This window comes from Phenylobacterium sp. (assembly GCF_030646615.1).
Taxonomy (GTDB): domain Bacteria; phylum Pseudomonadota; class Alphaproteobacteria; order Caulobacterales; family Caulobacteraceae; genus Phenylobacterium.
Window position 1 is genome coordinate 25,031 of sequence record NZ_JAUSLG010000046.1, and the last position, 23,902, is coordinate 48,932.

General features: G+C 69.0%; 28 protein-coding genes. 10 read left to right on the forward strand and 18 right to left on the reverse strand.

The genetic code is table 11. The features are described 5' to 3' along the window. Positions 1-21 precede the first annotated feature (21 nt). On the forward strand, positions 22-627 hold the full coding sequence (locus Q7S93_RS07465) for a DUF1131 family protein (RefSeq protein ID WP_304713213.1): 606 nt from the start codon (positions 22-24) through the stop codon (positions 625-627). A 34-nt stretch (positions 628-661) separates the two neighbouring features. Here the strand turns inward: Q7S93_RS07465 and Q7S93_RS07470 are convergent, their stop codons facing one another. Genes Q7S93_RS07470 through Q7S93_RS07500 form a run of 7 tightly spaced genes read right to left on the reverse strand, consistent with a single transcriptional unit; the run spans position 662 to position 4,861 of the window. Next, positions 662-799: a hypothetical protein gene (locus Q7S93_RS07470; protein ID WP_304713215.1), complete on the reverse strand. Its 138-nt coding sequence runs from the start codon at positions 797-799 to the stop codon at positions 662-664. Between the two features lie 51 nt (positions 800-850). Beyond that, entirely contained in the window at positions 851-1,549 is a 699-nt protein-coding gene (locus tag Q7S93_RS07475; protein WP_304713216.1) for a glutamine amidotransferase-related protein, read from the reverse strand. A 6-nt stretch (positions 1,550-1,555) separates the two neighbouring features. Beyond that, positions 1,556-2,806: a CCA tRNA nucleotidyltransferase gene (locus Q7S93_RS07480; RefSeq protein WP_304713218.1), complete on the reverse strand. Its 1,251-nt coding sequence runs from the start codon at positions 2,804-2,806 to the stop codon at positions 1,556-1,558. Further along, the gene (locus Q7S93_RS07485) at positions 2,803-3,081 is read right to left on the reverse strand and encodes a hypothetical protein (protein WP_304713219.1); all 279 of its coding nucleotides are present in this window, start codon (positions 3,079-3,081) and stop codon (positions 2,803-2,805) included. Before Q7S93_RS07485 ends, Q7S93_RS07480 begins: the two co-directional genes overlap by 4 nt. Then, positions 3,074-3,718 (reverse strand): CoA pyrophosphatase, encoded by a 645-nt coding sequence (locus Q7S93_RS07490; protein ID WP_304713221.1) that lies wholly within the window; start codon positions 3,716-3,718, stop codon positions 3,074-3,076. Before Q7S93_RS07490 ends, Q7S93_RS07485 begins: the two co-directional genes overlap by 8 nt. After that, a complete protein-coding gene (locus Q7S93_RS07495) occupies positions 3,715-4,293 on the reverse strand; it encodes a DUF1285 domain-containing protein (RefSeq protein WP_304713222.1) in 579 nt (192 codons plus the stop codon). The genes Q7S93_RS07490 and Q7S93_RS07495 overlap by 4 nt, the downstream gene beginning before the upstream one ends. 31 nt (positions 4,294-4,324) lie before the next feature. Further along, entirely contained in the window at positions 4,325-4,861 is a 537-nt protein-coding gene (locus Q7S93_RS07500) for a GNAT family N-acetyltransferase (RefSeq protein ID WP_304713224.1), read from the reverse strand. Between the two features lie 258 nt (positions 4,862-5,119). Between Q7S93_RS07500 and Q7S93_RS07505 the strand changes: the two genes are divergently transcribed. Further along, positions 5,120-6,397: an MFS transporter gene (locus tag Q7S93_RS07505; protein WP_304713226.1), complete on the forward strand. Its 1,278-nt coding sequence runs from the start codon at positions 5,120-5,122 to the stop codon at positions 6,395-6,397. Positions 6,398-6,432: 35 nt separating this feature from the next. Next, positions 6,433-7,365, forward strand: a complete 933-nt coding sequence (locus Q7S93_RS07510) for an SDR family NAD(P)-dependent oxidoreductase (RefSeq protein ID WP_304713228.1) — start codon at positions 6,433-6,435, stop codon at positions 7,363-7,365. A gap of 83 nt (positions 7,366-7,448) precedes the next feature. Here Q7S93_RS07510 and Q7S93_RS07515 read toward each other — a convergent pair whose 3' ends face one another. Then, the gene (locus tag Q7S93_RS07515; RefSeq protein ID WP_304713229.1) at positions 7,449-7,871 is read right to left on the reverse strand and encodes a MarR family winged helix-turn-helix transcriptional regulator; all 423 of its coding nucleotides are present in this window, start codon (positions 7,869-7,871) and stop codon (positions 7,449-7,451) included. Positions 7,872-8,011: 140 nt separating this feature from the next. Between Q7S93_RS07515 and Q7S93_RS07520 the strand changes: the two genes are divergently transcribed. Further along, the gene (locus Q7S93_RS07520) at positions 8,012-8,980 is read left to right on the forward strand and encodes an alpha/beta fold hydrolase (protein WP_304713231.1); all 969 of its coding nucleotides are present in this window, start codon (positions 8,012-8,014) and stop codon (positions 8,978-8,980) included. A 69-nt stretch (positions 8,981-9,049) separates the two neighbouring features. Here Q7S93_RS07520 and Q7S93_RS07525 read toward each other — a convergent pair whose 3' ends face one another. Both Q7S93_RS07525 and Q7S93_RS07530 read right to left on the reverse strand, forming a co-directional pair. Then, a complete protein-coding gene (locus tag Q7S93_RS07525; protein ID WP_304713232.1) occupies positions 9,050-9,634 on the reverse strand; it encodes a GNAT family N-acetyltransferase in 585 nt (194 codons plus the stop codon). A gap of 264 nt (positions 9,635-9,898) precedes the next feature. Then, positions 9,899-10,186, reverse strand: a complete 288-nt coding sequence (locus Q7S93_RS07530; protein ID WP_304713234.1) for a DUF3175 domain-containing protein — start codon at positions 10,184-10,186, stop codon at positions 9,899-9,901. Between the two features lie 107 nt (positions 10,187-10,293). On the opposite strand from Q7S93_RS07530, the gene Q7S93_RS07535 reads away from it, so the two are divergent. The 4 genes from Q7S93_RS07535 (at position 10,294) to Q7S93_RS07550 (ending at position 12,179) form a co-directional block, all read left to right on the forward strand. After that, positions 10,294-10,635, forward strand: coding sequence for an ArsR/SmtB family transcription factor (locus tag Q7S93_RS07535; RefSeq protein ID WP_304713236.1), 342 nt, complete (start codon positions 10,294-10,296; stop codon positions 10,633-10,635). Beyond that, positions 10,632-11,108, forward strand: a complete 477-nt coding sequence (locus tag Q7S93_RS07540) for an SRPBCC domain-containing protein (protein ID WP_304713238.1) — start codon at positions 10,632-10,634, stop codon at positions 11,106-11,108. Before Q7S93_RS07535 ends, Q7S93_RS07540 begins: the two co-directional genes overlap by 4 nt. Continuing rightward, positions 11,105-11,758, forward strand: coding sequence for a glutathione S-transferase family protein (locus Q7S93_RS07545; protein WP_304713239.1), 654 nt, complete (start codon positions 11,105-11,107; stop codon positions 11,756-11,758). Before Q7S93_RS07540 ends, Q7S93_RS07545 begins: the two co-directional genes overlap by 4 nt. A gap of 61 nt (positions 11,759-11,819) precedes the next feature. Beyond that, entirely contained in the window at positions 11,820-12,179 is a 360-nt protein-coding gene (locus Q7S93_RS07550; RefSeq protein ID WP_304713241.1) for a hypothetical protein, read from the forward strand. Between the two features lie 103 nt (positions 12,180-12,282). On the opposite strand, the gene Q7S93_RS07555 is transcribed toward Q7S93_RS07550, so the two are convergent. The 4 genes from Q7S93_RS07555 to Q7S93_RS07570 are packed head-to-tail and all read right to left on the reverse strand — an operon-like array spanning position 12,283 to position 15,488. After that, on the reverse strand, positions 12,283-12,879 hold the full coding sequence (locus Q7S93_RS07555) for a GNAT family N-acetyltransferase (protein ID WP_304713243.1): 597 nt from the start codon (positions 12,877-12,879) through the stop codon (positions 12,283-12,285). A 13-nt stretch (positions 12,880-12,892) separates the two neighbouring features. Next, positions 12,893-13,750, reverse strand: a complete 858-nt coding sequence (locus tag Q7S93_RS07560; RefSeq protein WP_304713245.1) for an SDR family oxidoreductase — start codon at positions 13,748-13,750, stop codon at positions 12,893-12,895. Beyond that, a complete protein-coding gene (locus Q7S93_RS07565; RefSeq protein ID WP_304713247.1) occupies positions 13,747-14,709 on the reverse strand; it encodes an oxidoreductase in 963 nt (320 codons plus the stop codon). The genes Q7S93_RS07560 and Q7S93_RS07565 overlap by 4 nt, the downstream gene beginning before the upstream one ends. After that, on the reverse strand, positions 14,706-15,488 hold the full coding sequence (locus tag Q7S93_RS07570; protein WP_304713248.1) for an enoyl-CoA hydratase-related protein: 783 nt from the start codon (positions 15,486-15,488) through the stop codon (positions 14,706-14,708). Before Q7S93_RS07570 ends, Q7S93_RS07565 begins: the two co-directional genes overlap by 4 nt. Before the next feature lie 331 nt (positions 15,489-15,819). On the opposite strand from Q7S93_RS07570, the gene Q7S93_RS07575 reads away from it, so the two are divergent. Next, positions 15,820-17,151: a hypothetical protein gene (locus Q7S93_RS07575; protein ID WP_304713250.1), complete on the forward strand. Its 1,332-nt coding sequence runs from the start codon at positions 15,820-15,822 to the stop codon at positions 17,149-17,151. A 72-nt stretch (positions 17,152-17,223) separates the two neighbouring features. Here Q7S93_RS07575 and Q7S93_RS07580 read toward each other — a convergent pair whose 3' ends face one another. The 4 genes from Q7S93_RS07580 to Q7S93_RS07595 are packed head-to-tail and all read right to left on the reverse strand — an operon-like array spanning position 17,224 to position 22,907. Further along, entirely contained in the window at positions 17,224-18,768 is a 1,545-nt protein-coding gene (locus Q7S93_RS07580; protein ID WP_304713252.1) for an acetolactate synthase large subunit, read from the reverse strand. Beyond that, positions 18,768-20,540 carry a feruloyl-CoA synthase gene (locus Q7S93_RS07585; protein ID WP_304713254.1) on the reverse strand — a complete coding sequence of 591 codons (1,773 nt, stop codon included), beginning with the start codon at positions 20,538-20,540 and terminating at the stop codon, positions 18,768-18,770. Before Q7S93_RS07585 ends, Q7S93_RS07580 begins: the two co-directional genes overlap by 1 nt. A gap of 59 nt (positions 20,541-20,599) precedes the next feature. Further along, positions 20,600-21,934: a dihydroorotase gene (locus Q7S93_RS07590; RefSeq protein WP_304713256.1), complete on the reverse strand. Its 1,335-nt coding sequence runs from the start codon at positions 21,932-21,934 to the stop codon at positions 20,600-20,602. Next, a complete protein-coding gene (locus tag Q7S93_RS07595) occupies positions 21,927-22,907 on the reverse strand; it encodes a glycosyltransferase family 9 protein (RefSeq protein WP_304713258.1) in 981 nt (326 codons plus the stop codon). Before Q7S93_RS07595 ends, Q7S93_RS07590 begins: the two co-directional genes overlap by 8 nt. Positions 22,908-22,968: 61 nt before the next feature. On the opposite strand from Q7S93_RS07595, the gene ygfZ reads away from it, so the two are divergent. Then, positions 22,969-23,793 carry a CAF17-like 4Fe-4S cluster assembly/insertion protein YgfZ gene (gene ygfZ, locus Q7S93_RS07600; RefSeq protein WP_304713259.1) on the forward strand — a complete coding sequence of 275 codons (825 nt, stop codon included), beginning with the start codon at positions 22,969-22,971 and terminating at the stop codon, positions 23,791-23,793. Positions 23,794-23,902 lie beyond the last annotated feature (109 nt).

Genomic DNA, 23,902 nt, shown 5'->3' on the forward strand with positions numbered 1-23,902 from the left:
TTGGCCGTGCGAAGGTTGGGCATGCGTAACCTGACCTTTTTGGCCCTCGCCGGCGCGCTCCTCGCCGCCTGCGGACCACAGTCCACGTCGCCGGGCGAGACTCAGGAGGCCCCCGCCCCTGCGCCCAAGCCGGCGGTTGTGGGCCCCATCCTGATCACCTTCACCGAACAGGGCGCCGGCGAGATCAATGGCGCAACGGCCATGGATGTTCGCCAGTTGGGCGGCCTGTTTCCGGAGTCCAAGGTTCAGCGGGCGCCGCCCAGCGGGGGGAATCAAACCCCGACCATCACCGTGCGGCGAGAGGACGGGCTGGAGCTTGACCTTCAGTCGGCGGCCGGCTCGCCCACGGTCGGCCGCATCTTCGGTCGCGCCGGGCCGGTCACCGGCCCACAAGGCGAGAAGATCGGCGCCTCCTGGACGGAGATGGGCTTCCAGGCCGAAACCTGCGTTCGGGGCTCCGGGGAGATGACCGCCAGCCTGGTCTGCTACCGCCAGGGCGCGCCGCGTCTGGGCTATGTGTTCGGGCTTCTGGGCTTCACCGGCCCTGCCAACGCCGTGCCGGAGCTCGACTTTCTCACCGACAATGCGCGGCTCACCACCTTCATGTGGTCGGCTCAGCCGAGCTAGCGCGTATCCCGCCAACGGCGGAAACGCGCAAACCCTAGATGATCTCATCCAGCAGGGCGACAAAGCCGTCCGGCGACAGAGGCCGGGGATTGGCCGCCTCGCTCTCGACGCTGGCCACCAGCAGGGCGGCCACGGCGCTGGCGGCGACGACGATCAACGTCGGGGGTGACATGCGAGGCTCCCTTGAACGTCCTGCGGTCTCCACCCCTAACCTCTCCCGGCCTCAGATCGTTGCGAGAAAGGCGTCGATCCAGCCGCCGACCCGCAAGGCGTCATGGGGCGCCGCATAACTGGCCACCGCCTGATCGGCCTGCGCAGGGTCATAGCGACTGCCCCGGCGCGCCTCGATCAAGGCCTTCGCATAGGCCGGCTCAAACTCCGGATGCAGCTGGATGGAGATGGCCGGCTGGTCGTCATAGGCCAGCATGCCGAAGGGCGTGAAGTCGCTGCCGGCCACCACCCGGGCGCCCGGCGGGGCCTTGACCACCTGATCCTGGTGAGAGGCGGCCACAGCGATGGGCCCGGACCTGTCCATCCAGGCCGCCGGGTCGCTCACCTCATAGGTGTGCAGGCCGACGCCCCAGCCCTTGGGGGACTTGATCACCTGGCCGCCGAAGGCCTGGGCCATGATCTGGTGGCCGAAACAGACCCCCACCAGCCCCGCCCGTCCCTTGGACGCCCGCAGGAAGTCGCTGAGGTCCTCGATCCAGGGCAGAGGGTCATAGACGCCGGCCGACGAGCCCGTGATCAGATAGGCCGCGCAGGCCTCCGGACTTGCCGGCAGCTCGCCGGCCTCGGCGTCGAACACCACATAGTCGTGCGCGTTTGGCCCCAGCAGGGCCTGGAACATGTCGGGATAGCCGCCGAACTGCGCCTCCAGCGGCGCGGGAGGCCCGCCGGTCCTGAGAATGCCGAGCTTCATGCGTCCCTAGTAGGCCATGCCCTGGGCGACGGCCTTGAGCTTCTCGATGGCCGAGAACTTGTCCTCGAGGAAGTCGTGGTCGATCCACCAGGCCTCGACCTCCTGCAGCACCTGGCCGACCATCGGCCCCTTGGGCACGCCGGCATGGACCACCTCGTCGCCGGTCAGCGGGAAGGGCGGCGGGGTCCAGCTGTCGCCGAGCGCCAGCAGGCCGCGCCATTGGGCGGCGGTCGCCGTGCGGTTCGACCGCGCCCAGGCGAGCTTGACCCGGTCGTGGAAGGTACCGGTCCCCAGGGCGTAGACCGCCCGGCGGGACTCCCGTGGGCTCATCCAGCTGGTGATCTTAGGCCCCTGCCCCTTGGCGGCGACCAGGCGGTCGCGCTCGGCGTTGGAAAGCCGCAGGCGCTCGGCGGCCTGGGCCACGGCGATCTGGTCGGCCGGCAGCAGGCAGGCCAGCCGCAGGACCGGATCGCATTCGAAGAGCATCTCGCTCTCGATCTCCACCAGGGCCTCGAAATCATGCAGGTCGCCCACGGCCGGCAGGATCACGTCCAGCACCCCGGCCTCGGCCATCAGCCGCACGCCGGCCCGCGGGTCGTCGGCGGCCAGCAGCTTCAACAGTTCCTTGGAGACCCGCTCGCCCGGCCGGTCAGCCAGGGAGTCGCGCAAGGCCTTGCAGGCGGCCAGGGCCTCGGAGTCCGGCGCGCCGCGGCCATACCAGGCGTGGAAGCGGAAGAAACGCAGGATGCGCAGATAATCCTCGGCGATCCGCGTGCGGGCCTCGCCGACAAAGACCACCTTCCCCGCCCGGGCGGCCTCGAGGCCGGTCCCCAGGGGGTCATGGATCGCGCCGTCGCGGTCGGCATAGAGGGCGTTGAGGGTGAAGTCCCGGCGCTGGGCGTCCTCCGCCCAGTCGGTGGTGAAGGCGACCACGGCGCGGCGGCCGTCGGTCTCCACGTCCCGCCGCAGGGTGGTGATCTCGAAGGTCTGGCCCTGGGCGAGCGCCGTGATGGTGCCGTGCTCGACCCCGGTGGGAATGGCCTTCAGGCCTGCGGCGACCAGGGCGGCGGTCACCTCGTCCGGCGTCAGCGTGGTGGCGATGTCGATATCGCTGACCGGCGCGCCCATGACGGCGTTGCGCACCGCGCCGCCCACCACTCGGGCGCAGCCGGGGCCGCCCCGGGCCTCCAGGGCGTCGAACACCGCGGCCGTCGCCGGCGCGCTCAACCAGGGGCGTGGACCAAGGCTCTCGCTCATGGGGCCGGCGTTTCCTTTTCCTCGAAGCGTCCTGGGCTGACCCGGCCGCCCTCATTCACTTCCGCGGGCACATAGATCTCGCCGCGGTTGTCCGATTGGAACACGACCATGAACAGCAGCGAAAGGCCAAACAGCACCGCCGAGGCCGTGCAGAGCCAGGCCCAGGGCGTCGCGCCCATGGGGCGGCCCGTGCGCTTGGCGTACTCGGCCCAGATGAACCAGATCACGAAGGGCAGCGCGATCAGCACCGACCGGAGGAGAAAGACCCTAAGCAACCGCGCCTCCATAAAGCCGATCATAGAGCGACCGGAGCATTCCGGCCGTGGCGCCCCAGATGAACCTGTTCTCGTGCGTCATGGCGTAGAAACGCCGGAGCTGGCCGGAAAACTCCCGCTCGTGTTCCTCATGGTTGGAGGGATCCATGAGAAAGCCGAAGGGCGTCTCGAACACGTCGGCCACTTCGGCGGGGTTGGGGGCGAGCGTGAAGTGGGGCTCGATGAAGCCCACCACCGGCGTCACCAGAAACCCCGTCCCCGTGCGATAGGGGGTCGAGAGCCCGCCCAGGGTGACCAGGGTTCGCGGGATGCCGACCTCTTCCTCGGTTTCCCGAAGGGCGGTCTCCCAGACGGTCTCGCCGGGGTCGCGGCGCCCGCCGGGGAAGGCGATCTGGCCGGTATGGCGGCGCAAGGTGTCGGCCCGCCTTGTCAGCAGCACCGAATAGCCGTGCTCGCGCTCGATCAGGCCCACCAGCACCGAGGCCGGGGTCAGCGGTTCAGGCGCATCGGCGAGGTCGGCCGAGCGCGGCCCGAAGTCCGAGGCCACGACGCCGTCCACTGGGTCATGGTCCTCCAGGGGATCGAGCCGCTGGGTGATCCACTCGCGCAGCGCCCCGACAGGCGAACCGGGGCTCACGAGACCGGCGCCTCCGGCCGGCCGAGGGCGAACCAGGTCCCGGCCGATTCGACGCCCAGCACCCCGTCCCGCTCCTGCGCCATCTCCACCAGTTCGTAGAAGACCGGGCGGCTGACCAGCGCCTCAAGCCCCCGGCGGACATGCAGATAGGGGCGCGGCTCCTGGGTGGCGGGGTCGATCTCGACGCGCAAGGGATTGTCGGCGCCGGCCTCGACCACATCGCCGACATTGGTGGTGAAGGTCAGGACGGGGGCGCCGTCCGGCCCGGTGACGACCTCCAGGGCGGTGGCGATGAAGGGCGCGTCCTCTACGGTGATCTTCATCTTCTCCACCGGCGTCACCAGCCAGTAGCCGTCCGGATCCTTGCGCAGGACGGTGGAGAACAGGCGCACCAGGGCCGCCCGGCTGATGGTCGCACCTTCGTGAATCCAGCGGCCATCGGCTGTGATGACGATGTCGATCTCGCCGGAATGAGCCGGATTCCACAGGTGGACAGGGGGTAGGCCCCGGCCCGGCGCCTGCTTGGCCGCTGCGATCACACCATCAAGGCCAGCCTTGGAGTCGAGCTCTGTCATGTCCAGAAGGTAGGCGTGCGCGACGGGCGCCTCAAGGCGCCGTAACGGCGCCCTGCAGCACGGTCTGATCGGCCGGCTGGCCCTGCAGGCGCTTCAGCAGCAGCCGGCGGGGGTCGACCGGCCCCGGCATCACGATCGCGGCGGTCGGCGCGGCCGAAAAGCCCAGCCGGCCGAAGAAGGGCGGATCGCCCACCAGCAGCACCTCGGCAAAGCCCGCCGCGGCCGCGGCGGCGCAGGCGACCTCCACCAGCCGGGCGCCGGCCCCCAGGCGCCGCGCCGCGGCGTCCACCGCCAGCGGGCCCAGGAAAATCAGCCGGCGGCCGCCCACGGCGACCTCGGACTGGCGGACCACGCCCACCAGACGATCGCCCTCCCAGGCGCAGAAGGACAGGTCGGTGCGAAGGGGGGCGAATTCCCTCACCCGCTCCGAAGCCTTGGCGAAGCGGCCGGGACCGAAGGCGTGGTCCAGCAACGCCTCGATGGCGGGGCCATCCTGCAGCGTCTCAGGGCGAATGTCGGGGGCGGGACTCGGGACGGAGTCCGCATGGGAAACGAAGGCGGCGGTCATGGGCGAACTTTGCGGCGAACTTTGCTGCGAACTTGGCAGGCTGCGGGACCCGGCCCGCGACTTCGGCGGCGCCAGGCGGCTCTAGAGGACGCGGATCTCGCGCCCGGTTCGTCGCAGCGCACGCATGGCGCCCCTCGCGGTCAGCCCTGGCGATCATGTCGCCGGAAGCGCGCCCGATAAGGCCCCCGCGAGCCGAGGTCAATGGAAACCGAATGGGCCGTTGCGGGGGGCGGTCCCTCGGGCCAAGTTGCGCCGCCCATGTCCCAGTCCCCGCCTGAGTCTCCGGACTCCCCGGCTTCCGAGCCCCTCCCGTCGGCCCGCGCTCTGCTGAGCCAGCGGAGCTATCTGCTGTTCTGGGGCTCGCGCTGGGCCAGCTCGATCGGCGTGCAGGTCCAGAGCGTGGCCCTGGGCTGGCAGATCTATGAGTTGGCCAGGCGCACCATGGGCGTCGCAGAAGCCGCCTTCGTGGTCGGCATGGTGGGGCTGGTCACCTTCATTCCCGTCTTCCTGCTGACCCTGCCGGCCGGCGAGGCGGTGGACCGCTATGACCGGCGCAAGATCCTGCTGGCCTGTTACGCCGTCGAGATGACCAGCGCCGGCATATTGGCCGTCGCCACCTGGCGGGACTTCGCCTCGGTGCCGCTGCTGCTGTGCGTGGCCGCCGTGTTCGGCGCCGGCCGGGCCTTCATGTCGCCGGCCGGCACGGCCCTTGGCCCCATGCTGGTGCCCCGCAGCCTGCTGCCCCGGGCCATCGCCTGGAATTCGCTGGCCTGGCAGACCGCCGCCATCGTCGGGCCGGCCATCGGCGGACTGCTGCTGGCCCGCTCCACGGCGCTCGCCTACGAGACCGCCTTCTGCCTCTACGTGGCCGGCGCCACGCTCACCTTCTTCATCAGCGGCCGCACCAAGCCCGACCTGCAGCCCGGCTCGCGCCTGGCCCTGATCAAGGAGGGCCTGGTCTATGTGTGGCGCCAGAAGATCGTGTTCGGGGCCATATCGCTCGACCTGTTCGCCGTGCTGCTGGGGGGCGCCACGGCCCTGCTGCCGGTCTTCGCCCGCGACATCCTGCATGTGGGCGAGGAGGGCTTTGGCCTGCTTCGCGCGGCCCCCGCGGCCGGCGCCACGGTGATCGCGCTCATCCTGGCCGCCCGGCCGATCCGTTCGAACGCCGGGGTGACCATGTTCGCCGGCGTGGCCGTCTTTGGCCTGGCGACCATCATCTTCGGCGTCTCGCGCTCGCTCTGGCTGTCGGTGGCGGCGCTGGCCATCCTGGGCGGGGCGGACATGCTCAGCGTCTATGTGCGCCAGACCCTGATCCAGCTGGTCATTCCCGACAATATGCGTGGCCGGGTGGCGGCGGTCTCGACCCTGTTCATTGGCGCGTCGAACGAACTGGGGGAGTTCCGGGCCGGAGTCTTCGCGCGCTTCATGGGGGTGGTGGCGGCCGCCGTGGTGGGCGGCGTGGGCACGTTGATCGTCACCGGCCTTTGGGCCAAGCTCTTTCCCGACTTGCGCAAGGCTGACCGCCTCGAATAACAATCCGCGCAATATTCTTTTAGGGAGATAGATCCATGGGCGTATTAGACGGCAAGGTTGTCCTCGTCACGGGCGGCGGCAACGGTATTGGACGTGAGTGCGCGCTGATCGCCGCGCAACAGGGCGCCAAGGTCCTGGTCAATGACCTGGGCGGCAGCCTGAAGGGCGAGGACGAGGGTTCCGCCGGACCGGCCGAGCAGGTGGCCCAGGAGATCCGCGCCGCCGGCGGCGAAGCGGCCTCCAACTCCGACAGCGTCACCAACTACAAGGCGGTTGAAGGCATGGTCGAGCAGGCCATGGACACCTTTGGCGGCCTGCATGCGGTGATCAATCCCGCCGGCATCCTGCGTGACGTGATGTTCCACAAGATGTCGGAAGACGACTGGGACAAGGTCATCGACGTGCACATGCGCGGCTCGTTCAACGTGGCCCGGGCCACCATCGAGCTGTTCCGCAACCAGAACGACGGCGCCTACATGTTCTTCACCTCGACCTCGGGGCTGCTGGGCAATATCGGCCAGGCCAATTACGGCGCGGCCAAGATGGGCATCGCCGGCCTGTCGCGGATCATCGCCATGGAAGGCGAGCGCAACAACGTCCGCTCCAACTGCCTGGCCCCCGTCGCCTGGACCCGCATGACCCAGTCGGTCCCGGTCAAGGACGAAGCGGCCGCCAAGCGCCGCGAAGCCATGGCCGCCGCCATCCGCGCCGACCAGCCGGCCCGCCTCTCGGTGGCCCTGGTCTCGCCGGCTGCGTCCCACGTGTCGGGCCAGATCTTCGGCGCCTCGGGTGAGAACATCATCCTCTACTCGCAGCCCCGTCCGATCTCGACCCAGACCAAGGAAGAGGGCTGGAGCGTCGACACCATCCTGTCCGAAGCCGTCCCGGCCATGAGCGACAAGTTCTTCCCGCTGTCGCGCGGCCCGCTGGCCAGCCAGGGCGCCGCCCCGGCCAAGCAGGGCGCCTAAGCGCTAGCGGTTGAGCTAGACCAAACGACGAGGCCCCGGTTCGAGAAGAGCCGGGGCTTTTTCGTTGGGGTAAGCATCGGCTCTCAGGCCTTGGTGATCTGGTCGCGCAGGGCCTGGATCTGCTTGTTCAGCGCCTCCAGCTGCGGGCCCGACATCTTGGACCGCTCCATCAGACGGTCGCCGAGGCAGTCGGACCGTTCGAGCAGCGCCTGGCCCTCGGGGGTTAGCTTCACCTCCACCCGTCGTTCGTCATCGAGGCTGCGCGTCCGAGTCAGCAGGCCTGCGGCTTCAAGGCGCTTCACGAGGGGCGTCACTGTGCTGGACTCCAGATCCAGGCGCGCGGCGACGCCGCCGATGGTCAGGCCGTCGGCCTCCCCCAGCACGCTCAGCACCAGGTACTGCGGATAGGTCAGGCCCAGCTCGTCGAGCAGGGGCTTGTAGGCCCGGGTGACCGCCATGCTCGTGGCGTACAATGTGAAGCAGATCTGTTGGTCCAATGGGCGCACGTCGCCTCTCCTCTGTCGCAAAATCTTCTTATCACAAAATTGGATGCCGCGATAATTATTATCTGGACAAGGCGAAATGGCGCGGCTAGGGGATTGCATATCGCGATAAACGTTATTGCGAACATCAAGGGAGATGAGCCATGACCGTATCCAACCAAGCTTCCCGTCGCGGGATCATGACCGCCGGCCTCGGCCTCGCCGCACTCTCGGCGGCCACCGTCGGGCAGGCGGCTGAGCCTGCGCCCTCGCCCACCGCAGGCGGCGCCGACCGCGCCGAAAGCGGCTATGTGACCACGAAGGACGGCGTGCAGATCTTCTACAAGGACTGGGGTCCGAAGGACGCCCAACCGATCGTCTTCCATCACGGCTGGCCGCTGTCCTCCGACGACTGGGACGCCCAGATGATGTTCTTCCGGCTGCAGGGCTATCGGGTGATCGCCCATGACCGACGGGGCCACGGCCGCTCCACCCAGACCGACAGCGGCAACGAGATGGACACCTACGCCGCCGACGTTATCGCGCTGGCCGACGCCCTCGACCTGAAGAACGCCATCCATGTCGGCCATTCCACCGGCGGCGGCGAGGTCGCCCGCTACGTGGCGCGGGCCAAGCCCGGCCGGGTCTCGAAGGCCGTGCTCATTGGCGCCGTGCCGCCGATCATGCTGAAGACGCCGGCCAATCCGGACGGCCTGCCCATGGCGCTGTTCGACGGCTTCCGCGCCTCCCTGGTCGCCAACCGCGCCCAGTTCTTCCGCGACATCCCGGAGGGCCCGTTCTTCGGCTTCAATCGCCCCGGCGCCAAGGTCAGCCAGGGTCTGATCGACAATTGGTGGCGCCAGGGCATGTCCGGCGGCGCCAAGGCGCACTACGACTGCATCAAGGCCTTCTCGGAGACCGACTTCACGGAAGATCTCCGGCAGATCGACGTCCCGGTGCTGATCCTGCATGGGGAAGACGACCAGCTCGTCCCCATCGCCAACAGCGCCCACCTGGCCATCAAGCTGGTGCGGCAGGGGACGCTGAAGACCTATCCCGGCCTGCCCCATGGCATGGCGTCGACCCACCCGGACCTGATCAACGCCGACCTGCTGGCCTTCTTCAAGGCCTAGGCCGGTCGATCAGAACGCCCGAGAAGGCCCCGGTTCGCGAGAGCCGGGGCCTTTTTGGTCCTTTGGAGCCTAGAGACTCTTCGCGCCCCCTCGCCGTGAGCGCCATGTCTCCTGAGTGAGCCGCCAGAACGCCTTTTCCCTGACCCCCTCAATGTAGTCGCCCACGCCCACATGGACGAGGGTGAAGCCTTGCTTCTCCTTGATGCGTTGCGACGCACGGTTGGCGCTGTTCGTGGTCACATCGATAAAGGGCCAGTCCAACACCTCAAAGGCATAGGCATTCACCGCATCGGCCGCTTCAGTCATCAGGCCACGACCCCAATATTCTTGGGCCAACCAGAAGCCGCGCATGGCGCCGACGTCAGCGTCTGGCCGCAAGTCTATGCGTCCGATCAGCTCATCCTCCCCATCGTTCAAGGTCAGAGCCCAGTAGAACTGCTCCCCGCGAGTTCGCTTCTCCAGGCAGTCGCGGACATTGATCTCCGCGCCATCTTCTGGATAGGGCCACGGGACCTTCGCAACGAGGTGGCGCACCATCGCCCAGTGTGGGAAGTGACGCTGGACAGCCGGAATGTCCTCTAACCTTAGGGGCCGAAGAACAAGGCGATCCGTTTTTAGGCGTGGTGTTTCCGGGAGCGGTAACTTGAAGGGCATGATGGAGGTCTCCTGAAATGGGAGGCCAGATGCATGCTATCGAAATAGGAGCCCCAGCCGTCCTCGGCGGGGCTTGGATCGGCGGCTAGGCGATGCGCACACAGCCGGCTCCGCGCCCCGCACGGGTGACGCAATTGGAGTTGGCTGAAGAATTGGCGAAGCGATGCATGCGCAGATGTTAGCCACGGCCGATTTGAAAATCTACCAGGGCCTTTGCGCCGAGATCACCTCGGATCCGCCAGGCTCGCATGAGGGGCCGTCGACCTAATCCGCCTCCCGCCCGAAGGCCTTGCGCAGTTCGTCCTTGGCCGCTTCCAGGGTCTGGCGCTGCTTGTCGGGCAGGTTGTCGCCGGCGCGGTTGATATAGAAGGTCAGCATGGACATGGCCGACTGAAAGGGCGTGCCCTTGCGGCGGTGGCTGTGCTCGGCCGAGCGCTTCAGCGAGGCGGCGATCTTGGCCGGATCGTCGAGGGTGAAGACGTCCTCTTCGAGGTCCAGGGCGTCGCTGTGTTCGGTCACGTCCTGGGACCATTTGTCGGTTTTGCGGGTCATCTGACTTCCTCCTCATCGCGATGAACTCGCCTGCCCCCCGCGTGGTTTCGGCGCCTCGGTTAAGCAGCGACTTGACTCTTTCGCCCTGCGGCTAAACACTTAAGTCAATGCTACAGTATCAGCCTCTCGACGTCGCCTTCCAGGCCCTGTCCGATCCGGGCCGCCGCGCCATGGTGGAGCGGTTGAGCCAGGGGCCGGCCTCGGTCAGCGAACTGGCCCGGCCCCTGCCCATGACGCTTTCGGCCGTGGTTCAGCACCTGCAGGTTCTGGAGGCGGCGGGACTGGTGAAGAGCCAGAAGGTGGGGCGCGTCCGCACCTGCAGCCTGGAGATCGGCGCCATCGCCCGGATCGAAGGCTGGATCGCCGAGCGCCGGCGGTTCTGGGACCAGCAATACGACCAACTGGAGGCCTATCTGGCCGAGACCGCCCCGCAGGAGCCAGACCGATGACGCTGATCAACGCCACCTTCACCATAGAGCGGATGCTGGCCGCCCCGCCGGGCCGGGTGTTCGCCGCCTATTCGAGCCTGGAGGCCAAGATGGCCTGGTTCAAGGCGCCGGCGGATATCGAGACCCTCGACCGCGACTTCGACTTCCGCGTCGGCGGCAAGGAGCGGTTCCACGCCCGCTGGCCGGACGGCAAGGTCACCGACTTCCAGGCCGCCTATCACGACATCGTCGAGAACGAACGGATCGTGCTGGTCTACGACATGTTCCAGAACGACGAGAAGTTGTCGGTTTCCCTCCAGACGCTGGAGTTCCGGGCCGTCGAGGGGGAGAAGACCCGGCTGATCCATACCGAACAGGGCTCCTATTTCACCGGCGGGGCCGAGGCGGTGAAGGGGCGCGAGCACGGCACGACCTGGCACGTCGACAACCTGGTCGCCCTGATCGAGGGGCGGCAGGCCCGGGCCTTCGCATGACCCTGGAATTCTTCGCCCACCCCTTCTCGTCCTACTGTCAGAAGGCGCTGATCGCCTTCTATGAGAACGACGTCCCCTTCACCTATCGGATGCTGGAGGACCCCGGCGTCGGCGAGGCCTTCGCCGCGCTGTGGCCGTTGAAGCGCTTCCCGATCCTGCGCGCCGACGGCCGGGTGGTGCTGGAGGCCTCGGTCATCATCGAATATCTGCAGGTCCATCACCCGGGACCTGTGAAGCTGATCCCGGAAGATCCCGACCTGGCGCTGGAGGCCCGCATGCTGGACCGGGTCTTCGACAACTACGTCATGACGCCCCAGGGCAAGTTCGTCTACGACGCCCTGCGGCCCGCCGACCAGCGCGATCCCCTGGGGGTGGACGAGGCCCGCCAGATGCTGGACACCAGCTATGCCTGGGTCGACCAGCGCATGCAGGACCGCACCTGGGCCGTGGGCGAAACCTTCACCCTGGCCGATTGCGCCGCCGCCCCGTCGCTCTTCTATGCCGACTGGACCTATCAGATCCCGGAGGCCTGCGCTGCGCTCAGGGCCTATCGCGAGCGCCTGCTGCAGCGGCCATCCTTCGCCCGCGCGGTGAACGAGGCCCGCCCCTTCCGCCACTACTTCCCGCTGGGGGCGCCGGACCGGGACTAGGATCGCCGGCTGGCGCCGATCTTGCTTAACGCCAGGCGAGATCGAGCAAGGGAGCCGACCCATGGTCGCCAGCATCGGCGCGTCCAACCCCTTCGCAGCCATGGCGGCCGCGGCGGCCAACAAGCCAGCCTCAAAAGAGGTCACGCTGGAGACGAAGTCCGCGAGCCCGCGAGATGAAATCCAGCAGGCCGGCGGTTTCTATGAGTGGCAGAAGAAGGTGAAGCGCGAGAAGCTGGAGGCGATGGTCCGCGAGCAGGTGGAGGCTCAGTTCGCCGCCCAGGGCGGGGACGACCCCCAGGCGCTGAAATCCGCCATCGCCGAGGAGATCGCCAAACGCCTGCGCGAGGCCATCGAGCAGGAAGCCAAGGCCGACGCCCAGTCCGGCGAGGCCAAGGGCGCCATCATCGACATCGCGGTCTAGGCGGGAACGGGGTTCGGCTGACCTTGAGGCGCGGCAGCGTTCCTCCATCCGTCATGGTCGGACTTGATCGAGGGTGACCGCCTAGGTCGAGGCACAGCTTCGATCAGCCCTCGCGCCTGGCCCGCCAGGCTTCGCGCGTCAGCTCCCAATAGAGGCTCCGCCGGACCGTGCCGTCGGGGCGGACGGTCTCCCGCTCACCCATGCGGACGAAGCCGGCCCCGTCGATGGCGGCGATGGAGCGGACATTGTCCAGCGCCGCGGTCAGGCCGATCAGGCGCACGCCCAGGGTCTCGAACATGAAGGCTGCGGCGTTGGACACCCCGCCTCGCCCGCGGCCGGCGTTCTGGCGATCGGCCCGGGCGGCGCCGGCGATCTCGGCCGAGGACCGGTCGGGCCAGACGCTGATCTGCGAATAGCCCGCCACCTCGCCGGCTTCGTCCAGGGTGACCGACAGGAGGCGTTCGCCCCGGTCATGGGCCGCCCGGCTCTCCTGCACCCAGGCGGCGATGGACTCCCGGGTGAAGGGGCGCGGCAGGTCGTAGATCGGGTCCGACACCCGGGGATCTGACAGCAGGGCCAGCAGGCCGTCCACATGCGCAGGGCCCGCCAGCACCCGGTCGGTCGCCCCGCGCACCGCCGCCCGGATGGCGGCCGCCTCTTCCGGGCTCGCCTGCAGCACGGTGACCGGCGGGGCGCTCATGAGCTTCCGACCCTCAGCCGATCTTGACGCCTGGCGGCGGGACCGAATCTTCCGGCACGAAGAAGTCCGGCATCAGGGGCGCGGTGGGATCGACCCGGTACTTGTCGAAGTCCCGCTCGCCCTCGCCATAGAGGAAGGTGTCGTCGATCAGGAAGTTGCCGGTGAAGTCGCGGGACCGCTTGTTGAAGATGGCGTAGGCCGCATCGGCCATGATGTCGGTGGTCCGGCAGCTCTTCATGCCCTCTTCGCCGGCCAGGGCGAACTGGATGGCGGCGGTGGCGATGCCGGTGCGGGGCCACAGGGCGTTGAAGGCGATCCCGTCCTCGCGGAACTCCTCGGCCATGCCCAGGACGCACATGCTCATGCCGAACTTGGCCATGGTGTAGGCCACATGGCCCTTGAACCAGCGGGGATTCATGTCCAGCGGCGGCGACAGCATCAGGACGTGGGGATTGGCGCTGCGCTTCAGGTGCGGGATGCAGGCCTTCGACGTCAGATAGGTCCCCCGGGCGTTGACCTGGTTCATCAGGTCATAGCGCTTCATGTCGGTGGCAAGCGTGCCAGTCAGCTGGATGGCCGAGGCGTTGTTCACGCAGATGTCGATGCCGCCGAACCTGGCGACCGCCTGCTCGACGGCGTCCATCACATTGGCCTCGTCGCGGACATCGACGATCAGCGGCAGGGCCTTGCCGCCGGCCTTCTCGATCTCTTCGGCGGCCGAATAGATGGTGCCGGGCAGGTGCTTGTGCGCCTCGGCCGTCTTGGCGGCGATGGCCACATTGGCGCCGTCCCGGGCCGCCCGCAGGGCGATGGCCAGGCCGATGCCGCGGCTGGCGCCGGTGACGAACAGGGTCTTGCCTTGCAGGCTCATAGGGTCGCTCCCACGGTTTCTTCCGACAGGATCCACAGCCGTTCGGCCGCTTCCGGATCCAGGGCGTGGTCCATCACGCCGTGATTGGGCTTGTCTTTCGTCCAGGGCATGGCCACCGAGCAGTCCTCCAGATAGAGGCCGCCCTCCCCTTCCAGCTCCTCGGCCACGGCGGCCCAGACGCTGGTGGAGGCGCCCTGTTCGGGCGTCTTGAAGCCCTCGACGGGCTTGCCGTCCTCGTCCAGCCAGCCCATGGCCGCCATCTCCTCGTGGGAGAGGTGGCGCTGCAGCGGCGTCATGATGCCGCCGGGCATGACGGCGTTGGCGTTGATCCCATGCTCGGCGAAGCGCTCGTCGAAGGCCACGGCGAACAGGGCGTTGGCGGTCTTGGACTGCCCATAGGCCTCCCACTTGTCGTAGGGCCGGTTGCGGTAGTGGATGTCGTCGAAATGGATCGGGCTACGCCGGTGGCCGATAGACGACAGGCTGACCACCCGGGCCGCCCGGTCCTCGTCGGCGGCGTTCATCAGCGCCCGGGCCAGGCCGATGCTCAGCAGGAAGTGGCCGAAGTGGTTGACCCCGATCTGCATCTCCAGCTCGTCGGAAGTGTAGTCCAGGGGACAGGCCATGACCCCGGCGTTGTTGATCAGCACGTCCAGGGGCTCATCCCCCCAGGCGTCGACGAAGGAGCTGACCGAGGACAGGCTGGTCAGGTCCAGGGTCCCGGCCACCACCTTGTCGGCGCCGATGCTCTCATTGATCTGGACGGCGGCCCGTTCGCCGGCGGAGCGGTCGCGGACGGCCAGCATGACGTCGGCCCCGGCGCCGGCCAGGGCGCGGGCGGTCTCCAGGCCGATGCCGCTGGCGCCGCCGGTGACAATGATGTTGCGGCCGTTGAGGTCATGCTCGCCGGCCACGATGCGGGCGGGGGTGAAGGCGCCGAACCTCGAGCCGAAACTCACTGGCCGCCGACCTTGGCGAAGTCCGGCGCGCGCTTTTCGGCGAAGGCGGCGAAGGCCTCCTTGGCTTCCGGCGACTTGAGCTGGTCTGAGAAGTGACGGCCCTCCCGGTCCATGCGTTCGGCCAGGCTGACGGGATCGCGCATCAGCGCCTTGGTGATGGTGACGGCGGCGGGCGGCCGGGCGGCCACGGCGAGCGCCGCGGCGCGGGCCCGGGCGCGCAGCTCGTCCCGGGGCAGGACCTCATTGGCGATGCCCCAGGCCAGCGCCTTCTGGGCGTCCACCGCCTCGCCGAGCACGAACATGGAAAAGGCCCGGGCATGGCCGATCCGCGAGGGCAGGGTCAGACTGGAGGCGGCCTCCGGCACCAGGGCCAGGTTCACGAACGGCGTGGTCAGCACCGAGTCCTCGGCCAGGTAAACCAGGTCGCAATGCAGCAGCATGGTGACGCCGACGCCGACGGCGCGGCCGTTGACGGCGGCCACCAGGGGCGTCTTGGCCCGGGCGAGCGCCGCCAGCAGCGGGTTCCCCCCGCGGCGGGCCTCATTGGCCGGCGCCTCGCCCGCATTGACGGCGGCGAAGTCCGAGAGGTCGTTGCCGGCGGTGAACATGTCGCCCTCGGCCTGGAACAGGATGCAGCGGACATCCTTGTCGAACTCGGCCGCGTCGATGGCGTCCCCCAGGGCCTGGTACATGTCCCGGGTCAGGGCGTTCTTCTTTTCCGGACGATTGAGGGTCAGGGTCAGGACCCCATCGGACGTCTCGGCGATGACATGGCTCATGTCGGGTCCTCTCAATTGATCTTACTTCGTAAATTCTAGGCCGTGACGCCGGACCCGTCGATGTCGTTCTGAACGGCGCCATGCGCGCCGCCGCATCTCCGCAGGACAATGGCGCAATCGGACCCGTGTCAGCCCCCGTTCATGTGCGGCCGGCAAGGATCAGGAACACAGATGAGAGGCGAGATTCCATACTTCGCCCGAAGCTTGACCACGTCTTGATCGAAGATCTCGGTGTTCTTCCAGTTCCGCGGTCGAAGACTCGACCTTGACCCCAATGGTTCGCGGAGGCTTATCTCCGCGCAGAGGAACCACCCCAGGAGATGAAGTAATCATGAGGCGTATGACAATTGGGCTCGCCGCAGCCCTGGCCGTGGTCGCCCTGGCGCCGGCCGCGGTGATGTCGCAGTCCCGCGACTCCGGCGTCACCGAGCAGTCGCGGACCCAGGGCATGGCCGAGGCCCCCGCCCTGGCCCAGGCCGCCGGCCTGAACTGCCAGATCGTCGACGCCCGCCTGGTGGGCAAGAACGAAGATCGCCGGGCCAAGACCTCGACCTCCTATTACGAAGTCGATTGCCAGGAAGGCATGGGCTTTGTGATGGAGGCCGTGTCCGGCGGCGCCACCAACCTGTTCACCTGCCTCGAGGCCGGCGCGCCCACTGCGGACGGCAAGCCCTCGGCCCTGGCCTGCCAGCTGCCCGGCAACCAGAACCCCGGCGCCGAGCTGGCCAAGCTGGCCGCCAAGGACGGCGTCGCCTGCACCGTGGCCAACAGCCGCGCCATCGGCCGCAGCGCCACCAACACCTTCTTCGAGATCGCCTGCGACGACGGCGTCACCGGCTACATCCTGAACACCGGCTATCCGGCCACCGCCGACACCACCGTCGATGCGACCAACTGCCTGATCTACGACCAGGCCTCGACCAATATCAGCTGCGAGCTCGGCGACGCCGCCGCCCGCCTGCAGGTGGTCGATCAGATGGCCGCCGCCGACGCCAAGAGCTGCGCCGTCACCAACCGCCGCTTCGTCGGCGCCACCACCGACGGCTCCAACTATTTCGAAGCCGCCTGTGAAGACGGCAAGGGCTACATCTACAAGGTCGCCACCACCGGCCAGCTGTCGGAGTCCTGGGACTGCGCCCGCGCTCTGGGCATCCTGGGCGGCTGCACCCTGACCGACGCCCGTGAGGCGGCCACCGAGCAGGCGGCCCTCTATACCCGTCTGGCCAAGGGTGCCGGCTTCGACTGCGATGTCGAGCGCTATGCGGCCTTCCCCGCTGCGGCCGGCAAGGACGTGGTGGAACTGGTCTGCAAGGACGGCAAGCCCGGCGGCGTCGGCGTGTTCGAAACCGGCAAGAGCGCCGTCTACAACTGCGCCTATGCGCCTATCGCGGGCTATCGCTGCGGCCTGAACGACGACTCCGCGGCCTATCCCGCCCTGACCGCCGACCTGAAAAAGCATGGCCGCGACAGCTGCGAAGTGTCGGGCCAGCGCCTGGTGGGTAAGACCGCCGACGGCTCGGCCTATATCGAAGTCGCCTGCGCCGACGGCCTGGCGGGCTACATGATCGAGTACAAGCAGAACCCGATCGTGTCGTCCGACGCCCTGGGCTGCGCCTTCGCCAAGGGGATCGCCGGCGGGTGCAAGCTGCCCGGCAACACCTGATCGATCAGATCGATCGGATCGACATCGAGGCCCGCGGGAAACCGCGGGCCTTTTTGTTGGCCAGATGAGACCTCAGCCGATGGCCGCCTCGATGAACATCGGCCCCCTGTTGCGCATGGCGCCGGCGAACGCCGTCTCGAAGGATTCCGCGGTCTCGCAGCGGACAGCCGGCAGGCCCAGGGCCTTGGCCATGTCCACCCAGGCGATGCGCGGATCGCCGAGATCCAGCAGGCGGGACGCCGAAGGCCCGGCTTCGCCCGCCCCCGTGCGACCCAGCTCGATATTGAGGATCCGGTAGGCGTGGTTGGCGAAGACCACGACCGTGACGTCGAGATTCTCCCGGGCGATCGTCCACAGGCCCTGGACCGTGTACATGGCCGCGCCGTCGCCGTTCAGCGACAGCACCTTGCGGTCGGGACAGGCCACGGCCGCGCCGATCGACAGGGGGATTGCCTGGCCGATGGCGCCGCCGGTGAGCGCCAGCACCTCGTGCGGCGCCGCCGTGCCGGTCTGGCTGGCCACGCCGCCGCCAGACGTCACCGAGTCGTCGCAGATGATGGCGCCCTCCGGCAGATGGCGGGCGATGGAGACGCCCGCCGCCTGCGGCGTCATGGGGCCCGTGGGCGCGGCCTCCGGCCGCTTCAGGGGCTGGACGGGGCCTGAGGCCGGGGCGCCCAGGGCGTCGGCCAGGGCGCGCAGGCCGGCTGCGGCGTCCTCGCTGCGGGCCGCCAGGGTCATCAGGTCGCAGCCCTCGGGCACCAGCAGGCTCGGCCGATCGGGATAGGCGAAGAAGGCCACCGGCTGGGTGGTGCCGGCCAGCAGCATCAGGTCGGTCCCGGCCAGGTCGGCCAGGGCCGCCTCGCCAAAATACTGCATCCGCCCCGGCTGGAAGAGGCCGGCGCCCCGCCCCTGCCGGGCGACGAAGGTGTCGGCCAGCACCCGCACCCCATGGGCGGCCAGCCGGGCGGCCTGGACCATGGCCTCGGCGCGGCAGGCCTGGCCGCCGATCAGCAGGACCGTCTTCTTCGCTGCGCGAACCGCCCGGGCGACGGCCTCGACCGCGTCACCGGAGGGGGCGGGGCGCTCAGGCTTCTTCGCCTTCACCGCCCCGGCCTGGGTCTCGGTCCATGCGGAGTCTGCCGGCAGGATCAGGCTGACCGGGCCGCCGGGCGGGCCAAAGCTGGCGGCGACCGCCTCGGCGGCGAGGGCCGCCACGTCATCGGCGCGATCGGCCGACTGCACCCAAAGGGAGTTGGGCCCGACGATGGTGGGGATGTCGGAGTTGAGCGGCGCATCGTACTGCCGGTGATAGGTGGCGTGATCGCCCACCACATTGACCAGGGGGGTATAGGCCCGCCGCGCATTGTGCAGGTTGGCCAGGCCGTTGCCATAGCCGGGGCCTAGGTGCAGCAGGGTGCAGGCGGGCCGATCGGCCATGCGGCCGAAACCGTCGGCGGCGCCGGTGGCCACCCCTTCGAACAGGCAGAGCACCGGCCGCATGGTCGGCTGCCGGTCCAGGGCGGCGACGAACTGCATCTCGCTGGTGCCGGGATTGGCGAAGCAGGCGTCGACCTCATTGGCCAACAGGGTCTCGATCAGGGCGTCGGCGCCGTTCATCAGTCAAACACCATCACTTCGGGGGGCGGGGGATCGGCGAAGAGGCGTTCCAGCGCCTCCCCGCGGCGGGTTCTGGCCAGGGTCTGGGCGATATAGCCCTTGTCGGTGATCTCGCCGGAAGCGCCGTCGGGGCCATCGGGCAAGACGAGCGCGCGGGCGATGCGACCACCGCCCCGGGCCTGGGCGTTGTAGGCGGCGAGGCCCGCCTGGACGGCGGCCTCCACCTCATCGCGGGGCCGGCGCGGGTCGGGATAGAACATCAGGCCGACCGCGCCCTGGCCCTCGCCGCAGACCACCGCGTCGGTGACCGCCCCGCCAATGGCTGAGAGGGCCGCGATCCGCACCTCGCCCACGGGGACGAAGGTGCCGCTGGCCAGCTTGAAGTTCTCCGAGATGCGCCCGTCGAAGGCCAGGCCCGCCTCGGGCCGCTCTGGATCGACCAGGCGGGCGGCGTCGCCGAGGATGTAGAAGCCGTCCTCGTCGAAGGCCTGCGCGGAGAGCTCTGGCCGGCCCAGATAGCCGGGCGCCACCTGTGGGCCCTTGACCCGAAACTCCAGCTTGCCGGCGACCGGGACCAGCTTCACCGCCGTGCCGGGGATGGGCAGGCCGATCAGGCCCATGCGGTCATTGGGCCAGTGGACGTTGCAGGCCGTGGGGCCGGTCTCGGTGGCGCCATAGCCGCTGGCGAAGCTGATCTTCTCGCCCACCGTACGCACGGCGACGGCCTGGATGCGGTCACTGACATCCTGGCCAAGACTGGCGCCGCCATACTGCATCAGCCGCAGTCGGGCGAAGAAGGACCGCGCCAGGGCCTCGTCCTTCTCCAGTTCGTCCACCAGCAGCATCCAGCCGGCCGGCACCATGTTGTGATAGGTGGGCGAGATCTCCCGCAGGTTGCGCACGGTCTCGGCGAACCGCGCCGCCGTGGGCTGGCCGGCGTCGATATGGAGCGTCCCGCCGCGGGTGGCGCACATGTGCAGGATGGAGTTGGCGCCCAGGCTGTGGCTCCAGGGGGCGGAGTTGACGATCACCGGCGGCTCGTCGTCATCGAAACAGGCGGTGATCTGGGCGGCGTTCAGGGCCAGGGCCTGCTGGGTGATGATCACCGCCTTGGGCAGGCCGGTGGAGCCCGAGGTCAGCAGATACTTGGCGTGGTCGTACGGATGGGCGCTGGGACCTGCCGCCGGGCCATAGAGTTCGGCCAGGGCGATGTGGCCAGGCCGGCCATGGCTGGCGGCGATCACCGGCAGGCCGGCCAGGACGTCGGCCGACAGCCCGGTGGCGAAGCGCTCGGCGTCCTCGGTGAAGACCGCCGCCGGATGCAGCGCCTCGCAGGCATGGGTCAGCCGCGCCAGGTTCGCCCCGGCCAGCCCGTACTGCGGCGAGACCGGCGCCACGGGCGTTCCCTGGCTCATGGCCGCATACATCAGCAGGGCATGATCGATGCCGTTATGGGCCAGGATGAGGATCGGCCGGGTCCCAGTGAGGCCGCGGGCGACCAGCCCTCCAGCCAGGTGCGTCACCGCATGCCAGGCCTCGCCATAGGTGAGCGTGCGCCAGCCCTCGCCCGCGCGTTCGGCCAGCCAGACCCGATCCGGCGCCGCCTCAGCCCAATAGGCCAGGGCCTCATGGGGCGCCTGGAAGGCCTGCGAAAACGGCGTGGGATTAGCCAGGACCAGGGTCCCGTCGGCCCTCTGCTCCACCTCCAGCCGCCTGGCCGCATAGCGCGGATCGCGGAAGGAGACGGTCTCGATGCGAAGTTCTGCGTCCATATGACTTTATGGACGCGCATCCCGGCGCCTGAAAAGGGGGCGTGGCCTGTGGCGGCCGCTCAGCCGGCCAGGGTCTCGGCGAAGCGGACCGGCGCGCCGGTCCCTTCGGCCACCACCTCGTCGTCGCGCATGACCACCCGGCCGCGGATGATGGTGGCCATGGGCCAGCCCTTGGCCTCCATCCCGTCGAAGGGGGTCCAGCCGGCGCGGTTGGCCATGGCCTCGTGGGTGATGGTCCGCCGGGCCTTCAGATCGACAATGGTCAGGTCGGCGTCGTAGCCCACCGCCAGCCGGCCCTTGTCGGCGAGGCCAAACAGCCGGTTGGCCCCGTGGCTGGTCAGGTCCACGAAGCGCTCGATGGACAGCCGCCCCTCGGCCACATGGGTCAGCATGATGGGCACCAGGGTCTGGACGCCCGGCATGCCCGAGGGCGAGGCCGGATAGGGCCTGGCCTTCTCCTCGCGGGTGTGGGGGGCGTGGTCGGAGCCGATGACATCGGTGACCCCGGCCGCCAGGCCCCGCCAGAGGCCGGCGCGATGGCGGGCCTCGCGGATCGGCGGGTTCATCTGGGCGAAGCCCTTCAGCCGCTCATAGGCCTCGGGCCCTTCCAGGGTCAGGTGTTGAGGCGTCATCTCGACGCTGGCTACGTCCTTGTGGCGGGCTAGGATCTCCACCTCTTCCGCCGTTGTCACGTGCAGGACGTGGATGCGCTTGCCGAGCTTGCGGGCGATGCGCAGCAGCCGTTCGGTGGACTCGATGGCGGCCTGGGCGTCGCGCACCTCCGGGTGGCTGGTCCAGTCGCCGGTGCGGGCCAGGTTCCGGCGATCGGCCAGGCGGTACTCGTCCTCGGAATGGAAGGCCGCCCGCCTGTTCACATGGCGCAGCACCTGCTCGACGCCCTCGTCGTCCTGCACCAGCAGGGTGCCGGTGGAGGCGCCCATGAAGACCTTGATCCCGCAGCATCCGGGCAGGCGCTCCAGCTCGCCCAGGAAGGTGGCGTTCTCGTGGGTGCCGCCCACATAGAAGGCGTGGTCACAGTGCATCCGCCCCTTGGCGCGGGCCAGCTTGTCGGCCAGCGCATCGGCGTCGGTGGTGGTCGGCTCGGTGTTGGGCATCTCGAAGACGGCGACCACGCCGCCGAGCACCGCCCCGCGCGAGCCGCTTTCCAGGTCTTCCTTCCACTCCAGGCCCGGCTCGCGGAAGTGGACCTGGGTGTCGATGACGCCCGGCAGGACCGTGAGCCCCGCCGCATTGAAGCGCTCGGCCGCCGAGGCCTGGGCGAGGTCGCCGATGGCTGTGATCTTGCCGCCGCGCACGCCGATGTCGGCGGCTCCGCGGCCGTCGTGATTCACCACCTCGCCCCCATGGACGATCAGGTCATAGGTCTCAGCCATGGCTCGTCTCCGTCTGCGCCAGCAGGTCGTAGGCCGCCCGCGCCACGGTGTCGACGCTGAGATCCATCATGTGACAGAAGCTCTGGTTGAGCTCCGGGTCCTGCTGGCGGATCTGTTCGAAGCTGCGCGCGCCGCGCACTACACGGGTGTTAGCGCCCCAGGGGGCGTAGAGGGTGTCGTCCGAGGGGCCAAACAGGCCCAGCGTCGGCGCGCCGGCTGCGGCGGCCATGTGCATCAGCCCCGAATCGTTGCCGACGAACAGCCGGGCATGCCTGAGCGCCGCATAGCTGGTCAGCAGGTCGGTCTTGCCCACCAGGTTGATGAACTTATGGCTGGGAACCACGTGGCGCAGCGACGCCACCACCTCCATGTCGTCGGGGGACCCCAGCACCATCAGCCGCGCCCCCTGCAGGGCGCCGCCCTGGCCGAGCAGACGGATGGCCAGCTGGGCGAATCGCTCCAGGGGCCAGGTCTTGCCCACCCAGTTGGCGGCGGGCGCCAGGGCCAGGATCGGCCCCTCGCCCCGGGTCAGGGCGGCGGCGGCGGCCTCGGTCTCGGGGCTTGTGAAAATGTGGGGGGCTGGCGGCTCGTCCTCCAGCTTCAGCAGGCGGGCGGCCTCGATCACCTTGTGGACCGGCGCGCCGGGCTGGCGGCGGAAAATGGCCCGGCGCTTCGTGCGCACAAAACTGGCCATGGCCGAGCCGCGCAGATCGACCACCAGGCCCCAGCGCCTGTGGCGGACCTTGTTCCACAGGGCCAGCCAATGGCCGCCATTGCGGGCCTTCTGGAAGACGATCACCTCGTCCAGGCCCGGCGTGTCGGCGAACAGCGGCGCGGCCGCCGGCCCGGCCACGATGGTGAAGCGGGCGTGGGGAATTTCTTCGCGCAGCTTGGCCAGAAGGCCTGAGGACAGCACCGCATCCCCGATCCGGGTCGCGGTGATGAACAGAATGGGAAAGGACCCTTGCGTCATCGGCCGGTTATAGAGGGCCTCTGGCTGGCGCGCGAGCCGCCGCGATCCTAAGTGCCCTACCATGGTCCAGACCCGAACCTATGCTCCCCTCGCCAGCCGCGCCGTGATCACCCTGGGCGGGGCCGACTGGCGGGACTTCCTGCACAATCTGATCAGCCAGAATGTCGAAACCCTGGCCGTCGGCGAGATTCGCTTCGGCGCGCTCCTGACGCCGCAGGGCAAGGTGTTCTACGATCTGTTCGTGATCGGCCGGGAGGACGGCTGCTGGCTGGATGTGGCCGCCGAGCATCGTGACGCCATCCTGCAGCGGCTGATGATCTATCGCCTGCGGGCCAAGGTGACGATCGCCCCGGACGAGGCCGAGGTCTCCGTGCTGTTTGGCGCGGGTGCGGCGCCTGGCGAGGATTGGCTGGCCGACCCACGGCTGCCGGACCTGGGCTGGCGGGGCTATGGCCTGCCCGCCCCGCAGGGCGCAGCCCACGGGGACGAGGCCGACTACGCCGCCTTCGCCCGGTCCCTGGGCGTGCCCGGTCCCGCCGACTGGGGGATCGAGCAGACCTATCCCATCGAGGCCAATTTCGACCTGCTGAACGGCATCGATTTCAAGAAGGGCTGCTTCGTCGGCCAGGAGACCACCTCGCGCATGAAGCGGCGCGGCACGGTGAAGACCCGGTTCCTGCCGATCAGTTTCGAAGGCGAGGCGCCGGCGCATGGCGCCGAGGTGCTGGCCGGCGACCTGCGGGCCGGCGCGGTGCTGAGCGGGGCGGACGGCCTGGCCATGGCCTCCCTGCGCCTGGACCGGATCGAGGGCGTAGAGCTGACGGTGGACGGGCGGCTGGTGCGGGTGGTGCGGCCCGACTGGTTTGAGCGGGCGCTCAACCCATAATCACCGTCGCCCTCGGGCCCGACCCGAGGGCCCATGCACACGGCCGTTCGCCGGTGTTCATGGATGGCCGGGTCAAGCCCGACCATGGCGGAAAAGGGTGTTTGGCATG

What these genes read in the sequence shown, in the direction of transcription:
- Q7S93_RS07465 (WP_304713213.1), top strand. Translation starts at nt 22, where the DNA reads ATGCGTAACCTGACCTTTTTGGCCCTCGCCGGCGCGCTCCTCGCCGCC.
- Q7S93_RS07470 (WP_304713215.1), bottom strand. Translation starts at nt 799, where the DNA reads ATGTCACCCCCGACGTTGATCGTCGTCGCCGCCAGCGCCGTGGCCGCC.
- Q7S93_RS07475 (WP_304713216.1), bottom strand. Translation starts at nt 1,549, where the DNA reads ATGAAGCTCGGCATTCTCAGGACCGGCGGGCCTCCCGCGCCGCTGGAG.
- Q7S93_RS07480 (WP_304713218.1), bottom strand. Translation starts at nt 2,806, where the DNA reads ATGAGCGAGAGCCTTGGTCCACGCCCCTGGTTGAGCGCGCCGGCGACG.
- Q7S93_RS07495 (WP_304713222.1), bottom strand. Translation starts at nt 4,293, where the DNA reads ATGACAGAGCTCGACTCCAAGGCTGGCCTTGATGGTGTGATCGCAGCG.
- Q7S93_RS07500 (WP_304713224.1), bottom strand. Translation starts at nt 4,861, where the DNA reads ATGACCGCCGCCTTCGTTTCCCATGCGGACTCCGTCCCGAGTCCCGCC.
- Q7S93_RS07505 (WP_304713226.1), top strand. Translation starts at nt 5,120, where the DNA reads ATGTCCCAGTCCCCGCCTGAGTCTCCGGACTCCCCGGCTTCCGAGCCC.
- Q7S93_RS07510 (WP_304713228.1), top strand. Translation starts at nt 6,433, where the DNA reads ATGGGCGTATTAGACGGCAAGGTTGTCCTCGTCACGGGCGGCGGCAAC.
- Q7S93_RS07520 (WP_304713231.1), top strand. Translation starts at nt 8,012, where the DNA reads ATGACCGTATCCAACCAAGCTTCCCGTCGCGGGATCATGACCGCCGGC.
- Q7S93_RS07525 (WP_304713232.1), bottom strand. Translation starts at nt 9,634, where the DNA reads ATGCCCTTCAAGTTACCGCTCCCGGAAACACCACGCCTAAAAACGGAT.
- Q7S93_RS07530 (WP_304713234.1), bottom strand. Translation starts at nt 10,186, where the DNA reads ATGACCCGCAAAACCGACAAATGGTCCCAGGACGTGACCGAACACAGC.
- Q7S93_RS07535 (WP_304713236.1), top strand. Translation starts at nt 10,294, where the DNA reads ATGCTACAGTATCAGCCTCTCGACGTCGCCTTCCAGGCCCTGTCCGAT.
- Q7S93_RS07540 (WP_304713238.1), top strand. Translation starts at nt 10,632, where the DNA reads ATGACGCTGATCAACGCCACCTTCACCATAGAGCGGATGCTGGCCGCC.
- Q7S93_RS07545 (WP_304713239.1), top strand. Translation starts at nt 11,105, where the DNA reads ATGACCCTGGAATTCTTCGCCCACCCCTTCTCGTCCTACTGTCAGAAG.
- Q7S93_RS07550 (WP_304713241.1), top strand. Translation starts at nt 11,820, where the DNA reads ATGGTCGCCAGCATCGGCGCGTCCAACCCCTTCGCAGCCATGGCGGCC.
- Q7S93_RS07555 (WP_304713243.1), bottom strand. Translation starts at nt 12,879, where the DNA reads ATGAGCGCCCCGCCGGTCACCGTGCTGCAGGCGAGCCCGGAAGAGGCG.
- Q7S93_RS07560 (WP_304713245.1), bottom strand. Translation starts at nt 13,750, where the DNA reads ATGAGCCTGCAAGGCAAGACCCTGTTCGTCACCGGCGCCAGCCGCGGC.
- Q7S93_RS07570 (WP_304713248.1), bottom strand. Translation starts at nt 15,488, where the DNA reads ATGAGCCATGTCATCGCCGAGACGTCCGATGGGGTCCTGACCCTGACC.
- Q7S93_RS07575 (WP_304713250.1), top strand. Translation starts at nt 15,820, where the DNA reads ATGAGGCGTATGACAATTGGGCTCGCCGCAGCCCTGGCCGTGGTCGCC.
- Q7S93_RS07580 (WP_304713252.1), bottom strand. Translation starts at nt 18,768, where the DNA reads ATGAACGGCGCCGACGCCCTGATCGAGACCCTGTTGGCCAATGAGGTC.
- Q7S93_RS07585 (WP_304713254.1), bottom strand. Translation starts at nt 20,540, where the DNA reads ATGGACGCAGAACTTCGCATCGAGACCGTCTCCTTCCGCGATCCGCGC.
- Q7S93_RS07590 (WP_304713256.1), bottom strand. Translation starts at nt 21,934, where the DNA reads ATGGCTGAGACCTATGACCTGATCGTCCATGGGGGCGAGGTGGTGAAT.
- Q7S93_RS07595 (WP_304713258.1), bottom strand. Translation starts at nt 22,907, where the DNA reads ATGACGCAAGGGTCCTTTCCCATTCTGTTCATCACCGCGACCCGGATC.
- ygfZ (WP_304713259.1), top strand. Translation starts at nt 22,969, where the DNA reads ATGGTCCAGACCCGAACCTATGCTCCCCTCGCCAGCCGCGCCGTGATC.